This window comes from Mesorhizobium sp. M7A.F.Ca.CA.003.01.2.1 (assembly GCF_003998945.1).
Lineage (GTDB): Bacteria > Pseudomonadota > Alphaproteobacteria > Rhizobiales > Rhizobiaceae > Mesorhizobium > Mesorhizobium ciceri.
Genome location: NZ_RZRA01000255.1, coordinates 1 through 6,188, shown reverse-complemented (window position 1 = coordinate 6,188; position 6,188 = coordinate 1). Strand labels below are relative to the sequence as shown.

The 6,188-nt window shown below is 62.9% G+C and carries 6 protein-coding genes and 1 tRNA gene; 4 read left to right on the top strand and 3 right to left on the bottom strand.

Annotated features, from left to right (window positions below; translation table 11 throughout):
* Nucleotides 1-195: hypothetical protein (locus EN969_RS35530; protein ID WP_206525152.1), on the bottom strand; the 195-nt coding region annotated here is incomplete at its 3' end.
* A gap of 50 nt (nt 196-245) precedes the next feature.
* On the opposite strand from EN969_RS35530, the gene EN969_RS12870 reads away from it, so the two are divergent.
* Nucleotides 246-321: transfer RNA gene (locus EN969_RS12870), tRNA-Ala, on the top strand.
* A 192-nt stretch (nt 322-513) separates the two neighbouring features.
* Here the strand turns inward: EN969_RS12870 and dgoD are convergent.
* Nucleotides 514-1,662, bottom strand: a complete 1,149-nt coding sequence (gene dgoD / locus EN969_RS12865; RefSeq protein WP_024501895.1) for a galactonate dehydratase — start codon at nt 1,660-1,662, stop codon at nt 514-516.
* A gap of 8 nt (nt 1,663-1,670) precedes the next feature.
* Nucleotides 1,671-2,360, bottom strand: coding sequence for a FadR/GntR family transcriptional regulator (locus EN969_RS12860; RefSeq protein ID WP_050596413.1), 690 nt, complete (start codon nt 2,358-2,360; stop codon nt 1,671-1,673).
* A gap of 257 nt (nt 2,361-2,617) precedes the next feature.
* On the opposite strand from EN969_RS12860, the gene EN969_RS12855 reads away from it, so the two are divergent.
* From EN969_RS12855 to araH, 3 genes are all read left to right on the top strand, one after another.
* The gene (locus EN969_RS12855; protein ID WP_024501894.1) at nt 2,618-3,607 is read left to right on the top strand and encodes an arabinose ABC transporter substrate-binding protein; all 990 of its coding nucleotides are present in this window, start codon (nt 2,618-2,620) and stop codon (nt 3,605-3,607) included.
* Between the two features lie 70 nt (nt 3,608-3,677).
* Nucleotides 3,678-5,189, top strand: coding sequence for an L-arabinose ABC transporter ATP-binding protein AraG (araG, locus tag EN969_RS12850; RefSeq protein ID WP_027164219.1), 1,512 nt, complete (start codon nt 3,678-3,680; stop codon nt 5,187-5,189).
* A gap of 11 nt (nt 5,190-5,200) precedes the next feature.
* The gene (araH, locus tag EN969_RS12845) at nt 5,201-6,151 is read left to right on the top strand and encodes an L-arabinose ABC transporter permease AraH (protein ID WP_063169847.1); all 951 of its coding nucleotides are present in this window, start codon (nt 5,201-5,203) and stop codon (nt 6,149-6,151) included.
* The last annotated feature ends 37 nt before the right edge of the window (nt 6,152-6,188 follow it).

Here is a 6,188-nt window from a genome sequence, read left to right as displayed (position 1 = left end):
CGCCGACGAAGAGGAAGAAGACGACGACGTTGCCGACATGATCGGCGTTGGCGACGACGACGACGAGGTCTGATCGGCCTTGAAAGCGGGCGTTTGCGGGCTTTCGTGGTCTGTGAAGAAAAAGCGGCTCTCGAAGGCTTGATATCTGAGAAAGGCGGGGTTAGAAGCCGCCTGCACTAACGGCGCGGTCTCCAACCCGCGCCGGATCTCTTCGCCGGAAACGGCGCCGGTTGACTGCCGGAAGTGGGGCCATAGCTCAGTTGGGAGAGCGCTTGAATGGCATTCAAGAGGTCGTCGGTTCGATCCCGATTGGCTCCACCAAACAGTCCCTCTGCAATTCGCAGCCGATGAATGTGCCGCACTGCGGTCATCTGCGTTTGATGGTCAATTTGACAACGCCGCTGAAAGCCCCTCGATCAAACCGAACGAACGAGCCATTTCTCGAGAGCAACTGCTCGCCGGACAAAGTCTTCATTATTCCTGGAGTGCTTGAAGTCTGAAAGCCAGCCCGGATCACCACTCGGCGAAGGAACCGTCCTTGTGGCGCCAGATCGGGTTGCGCCAGCGGTGGCCTTCCCTGGCGCGTTCCTTGACATAATCCTCGTCGATCTCGACACCCAGGCCCGGGCCGTCGGGAATGGCGACATAACCATCCTCGTAGCGGAAGACATCCTTGTTGGCGGCATAGTCGAGCAGGTCGTTGGCGGCGTTGTAGTGGATGCCGAGGCTCTGCTCCTGGATGAAGCAGTTGTAGCTGACCGCGTCGAGCTGCAGGCACGCGGCAAGCGCGATCGGCCCGAGCGGGCAATGCGGCGCGACCGCGACATCATAGGCTTCCGCCATCGCCGCGATCTTGCGGCATTCTGTGATGCCGCCGGCATGCGACAGGTCGGGCTGGATGATGTCGACGACGCCTTCCTCGAACACGGACTTGAAGTCCCAGCGGCTATAGAGCCGCTCTCCGAGCGCGATCGGTGTCGAGCCAAGCGCGGCGATCTCCTTCAGCGCCTCGCGGTTTTCGCTGAGCACCGGCTCCTCGATGAACATCAGCCTATAGGGTTCGAGTTCCTTGACGAGCGCACGCGCCATCGGCCGGTGCACGCGGCCATGAAAATCGACAGCGATGCCGATGTTGGGCCCGACGGCCTCGCGCACCATGGCGACGCGTTCGACAGCGGCGTCGATCTTGTCATGGCTGTCGACGATCTGCAGTTCTTCGGTACCGTTCATCTTGAGCGCCAGGAAACCGCGCGCAACCATTTCCCTGGCGCCGGCCGCGACCTCCGCCGGGCGGTCGCCGCCGATCCAGGAATAGACCTTGATCGAGTCGCGCAGCTTGCCGCCGAGCAGTTCGTGCACGGGCACGCCGAGCGCCTTGCCCTTGATGTCCCACAGTGCCTGGTCGATGCCGGCAATGGCGCTCATCAGGATCGGGCCGCCGCGGTAGAAACCGCCGCGGTGCATCACCGTCCAGTGGTCCTCGATCAGGCGCGGATCCTTGCCGATGAGATAATCGCCAAGCTCCTTGACCGCCGCCTCGACGGTCAGCGCCCGGCCTTCGACCACCGGCTCGCCCCAGCCGGTGACGCCGGCATCGGTTTCGATCTTCAGGAACAGCCAGCGCGGCGGAACGATGTAGGTGGTGAGCGAGATGATTTTCATGCGCAGTCTCAGTTGCTCTTGAGTTTCTTGGCGCTGACGAGGTCGCGCGCCGCGAGGTCGAGGATCTTGTTTGCCGCGCCACGCGCGGCATCGGCATTGCGCATACGCAGCGCCTCGACCACCTCGCGGTGCGCCGCCACGGCCTCCATGCGCCGGTCGAGCGAAATCACCGCCGTCGCCTCCAGCGAGAATTTCAGCCCGGTGTCGATGAGATTGCCGATCTGGCGAAAGATCGGGTTATGGCTCGCGGCATAGACGATCTGGTGGAAAGCGATGTCACTGCGCGAGAAGGCGGCGAGATCCTCGCCGGCGCCGGCCATGCCGCGCCAGGTGGCTTCGAGATCGGCGATTTCCTGCAGCGTCGCGCGCGTGGCGGCGAGTTCGGCAACCAGCGGCTCGATGGCCCGGCGAGTCTCAAGAATGGCGTCGAAGAGCTTGTCGTCCAGTGCATGCGGCGCGTGCCAGGCCAGCACCTGCGGGTCGATGATGTTCCAGTCGTCCTCGTTGCAGACGATCGTGCCGACGCGTGGCCGCGACAGCACCAGCCCTTTTGCCGCCAACACTTTCAGGGCCTCACGGATGACGGTGCGGCTGACGCTGTATTCGACGCCGAGCTCGTTTTCGGTCGGCAGTGAGGAGCCGGCCGGATAGCGCCCGGAAAAGATGTCCGAGGCAATCGCCTTGGTCACGTCGGGCATAACGCGCGGGCGGCGAGTGGCTGTGTCGCCTTGCGGTTTCTTCAAAGTCCCGGTCACCTCAGCCCTCCTCCAAGGCGGCGAACCGCTGGTTTCGCACAACCGGTCCGGCCTTAACGGATGCGGATCAATTGCGCCAGCGATCGCTGGTCAGAGCATGTACATTAATTATCATACCAGATCAATTGACGAGTATGATAAAAGCGATTAGAGACTCCGGCATCCGGGCTGAGCGCCCGGTCTATCGCTGGGAGGTAATCATGCGACTTTTGAAGACCGCGCTCGTCGCGGGCGCGCTTGCCGTGCTGTCCGTCACGACCATCGCTGCATATGCTCAGGACACCAAGATCGGCTTCATCGTCAAACAGCCCGAGGAGCCGTGGTTCCAGGACGAATGGAAGTTTGCTGATCAGGCCGCCAAGGAAAAGGGCTTTACCCTGGTCAAGATCGGCGCCGAAGACGGTGAGAAGCTGATGTCGGCCATCGACAATCTCGGCGCCCAGGGCGCGCAGGGTTTCATCGTCTGCACGCCCGACGTGAAGCTCGGCCCCGGCATCGTCGCCAAGGCCGCCGCCAACAATCTCAAGCTGATGACTGTCGATGACCGCCTGGTCGGCGCCGACGGCAAGGCGCTGGAAGACGTGCCGCATATGGGCATCTCGGCAACCAAGATCGGCGAGGCGGTCGGCCAGGCGATCGTCGACGAGATGAAGGCGCGCGGCTGGAAGGCCGACGAGGTCGGCGCCATCCGCGTCTCCTATGACCAACTGCCGACCGCCGTCGACCGCGTCGAAGGCGCCATCTCGGTGCTCAAGGCAAACGGCTTCAAGGCCGAGAACATTTTTGACGCCCCTCAGGCCAAGACCGATACGGAAGCTGCCCTCAATGCGGCGACCGTCGTGCTCAACGCCCATGCCGAGATCAAGAAGTGGGTTTCTTTCGGCCTCAACGACGAAGCGGTGCTGGGTGCGGTGCGTGCCTCCGAAAGCGTCGGCATCCCCGCTGATAGCGTGATCGGCGTTGGCATTGGCGGCGCGGATTCGGCGATCAACGAGTTCAAGAAGCCGACGGCCACCGGCTTCGTCGGCACCGTGATCATCTCGCCGAAGCGTCATGGCTACGAAACGGCGCTCAACATGTATGACTGGGTTGCCAGCAACAAGGAGCCGGAGAAGCTGATCCTGACTTCCGGTGCACTCGCCAAGCGCGACGACTACCAGAAGGTCCGCCAGGGCCTCGGCATCGAATAATCCTCCCTGTACAAACAGGCGGCGGCTCATCCCGCCGCCTGTTTGCCATTCCACAAGAGGATCGCTGCCCGTGTCCTTTCTCGACTTCTCGCACATCACCAAGACCTATCCGGGCGTCAAAGCGCTGTCGGACGTCTCGTTCGGCGTCGACAAAGGCGCCGTGCATGGGCTGATGGGCGAGAACGGCGCCGGCAAATCCACCCTGATCAAGATACTGTCCGGCGACCAGCATGCCGATCAGGGCGAGATCCGCATCGACGGCAGGGTTCAGGCCTATACGTCGACCCGGGATGCCTTCGACAATGGCGTCATCGTCATTCATCAGGAACTGCAGCTGGTTCCTGAACTCACCGTTGCCGAAAATCTCAGCCTCGGTCGTTTCCCTGCCAACGCCGGCATCATCGCCGGCCGCCGGATGCTGGACGACGTCGGCGCCAAGCTGAAATCGGCCGGCATCGACATCGACATGCGCCGCAAGGTCAAGACGCTGTCCATCGGCGAACGCCAGATGGTCGAGATCGCCAAGGCGATCATGCTCGACGCACGCGTTATCGCGCTGGACGAACCGACCTCGTCGCTGTCCTCGCGCGAAAGCGAAATCCTGTTTGCCCTGATCGACCGCCTGCGCGGCGAGGGCAAGGTCATCATCTACGTCTCGCACAGGCTCGACGAAGTGTTCCGGCTCTGCGACAGCCTGACCGTGCTGCGCGACGGCAAGCTGGCGGCGCACCATGCGTCGCTGAAAGGCGTCACCCGCGACCAGGTCGTCGCCGAAATGGTCGGCCGCGAGATTTCGGATATCTGGGGTTTTCGCGCACGAAAAACGGGCGATGTCCGCCTGAAGGTCGACGCTCTCAGCGGCCCCAAACTGAAGACGCCGGCCAGTTTCGAGGCGAGGGCAGGCGAGATCGTCGGCTTCTTCGGCCTGATCGGCGCCGGGCGCTCGGAACTGATGCGTCTGGTCTATGGCGCCGATCCGCGCTCGGGCGGCACCATCACCGTCGATGGCAAGCTGGTCCCTGCCACCGATCCGCGTGGTACGATCCGGGCCGGCATCGTGCTGTGTTCGGAGGATCGCAAGCATGACGGCATCATCCAGGGCCGCTCGGTCGAGGAGAACATCAACATCTCGTCGCGGCGCCATCACACGCGCTTCGGCGTGTTGAACCGCGCCAGCGAGATCGCCACCGCCGAAACCTTCATCAAGAAGCTCAAGGTGCGCACGCCGTCGCGCAAGCAGGACATCATCAACCTCTCCGGCGGCAACCAGCAGAAGGTCATTCTTGGCCGCTGGCTGTCCGAACAAGGGGTGCGGGTTCTCATTGTCGACGAGCCGACGCGCGGCATCGACGTCGGTGCCAAATCGGAAATCTATGAACTGCTCTACCAGCTTGCGCAGGACGGCATGGCGATCGTTGTCGTCTCGTCCGAACTGCCGGAGGTGATGGGCATCTGCGATCGCATTCTGGTGATGTGCGGCGGCCGCGTCAGCGCCGAGCTCACCCGCGACCAGTTCGCCGAAAGGGCGATCCTGGCCGCCGCTCTCCCCGATCAGAAAACCCCCGACGCGATCGCATCTTGAGGACTTTTGGCATGACCGACCAGTTGAAAAAAATCCTGCTCGGCGAACAGGGCCTCGTCGTCATCTTTGTCGTCGCCTTCGCGCTGGTCTCGGCTCTGGTGCCGAATTTCCTCACCGACCGCAATATGCTCGGCCTGCTGCAGTCGGTGGTCACCGTCGGTATCGTCGCCTGCACCATGATGTTCTGCCTTGCCGCACGCGACTTCGACCTGTCGGTCGGCTCCATCGTCGCCTTTGCCGGCATGGTCGCTGTGATGGCGTCGAATTACACCGGCTCGATCCTGCTTGGCCTCTTGGCGGCAATTGCCAGCGGCGCCTTCGTCGGCTTCATCAATGGCGTCGTCATCGCCAAATTCCGCATCAACGCGCTGATCACGACGCTGGCCACCATGCAGATCGTGCGCGGGTTTGCGCTGATTGCGTCCGACGGCCGCGCCGTCGGCATCAACAGCCCGGATTTCTACCAGCTCGCGCTGTCCAAACTGCTCGGCATTCCGACGCCGGTCTGGGTGCTCGCCATCCTGTTTTTCATCTTCGGCTTCGTCCTCAACCGCACCGTCTTCGGCAAGAACACATTGGCCATCGGCGGCAATCCGGAGGCTTCGCGCCTTGCCGGCGTCAATGTCGACCGGACGCGCATCTGGATTTTTGCGCTGCAAGGCGTCGTCTGCGGCATCGCCGGCATCCTGCTGGCGTCGCGCATCACCTCGGGCCAGCCCAACGCGGCGGTCGGACTGGAACTCTCGGTCATCTCGGCCTGCGTGCTCGGCGGCGTCTCGCTTGCCGGCGGCCGCGCCACCATGTCGGGCGTCATCGTCGGCGTGCTGATCATGGGCATCGCCGAGAACGCCATGAACCTGCTCAACATCCCGGCCTTTTACCAGTACATCGTGCGCGGCGTTATTTTGCTGCTGGCCGTGCTGCTCGACAATCTGCGCTCGTCGGCTTTGGGCCGGCGTTGACTCGGGGCAGGGCATGTCGGCTGGAATACTACTGGAA

Coding starts and splice junctions, on each gene's coding strand:
- dgoD (WP_024501895.1), bottom strand. CDS start 1,662: ATGAAAATCATCTCGCTCACCACCTACATCGTTCCGCCGCGCTGGCTG.
- EN969_RS12860 (WP_050596413.1), bottom strand. CDS start 2,360: ATGCCCGACGTGACCAAGGCGATTGCCTCGGACATCTTTTCCGGGCGC.
- EN969_RS12855 (WP_024501894.1), top strand. CDS start 2,618: ATGCGACTTTTGAAGACCGCGCTCGTCGCGGGCGCGCTTGCCGTGCTG.
- araH (WP_063169847.1), top strand. CDS start 5,201: ATGACCGACCAGTTGAAAAAAATCCTGCTCGGCGAACAGGGCCTCGTC.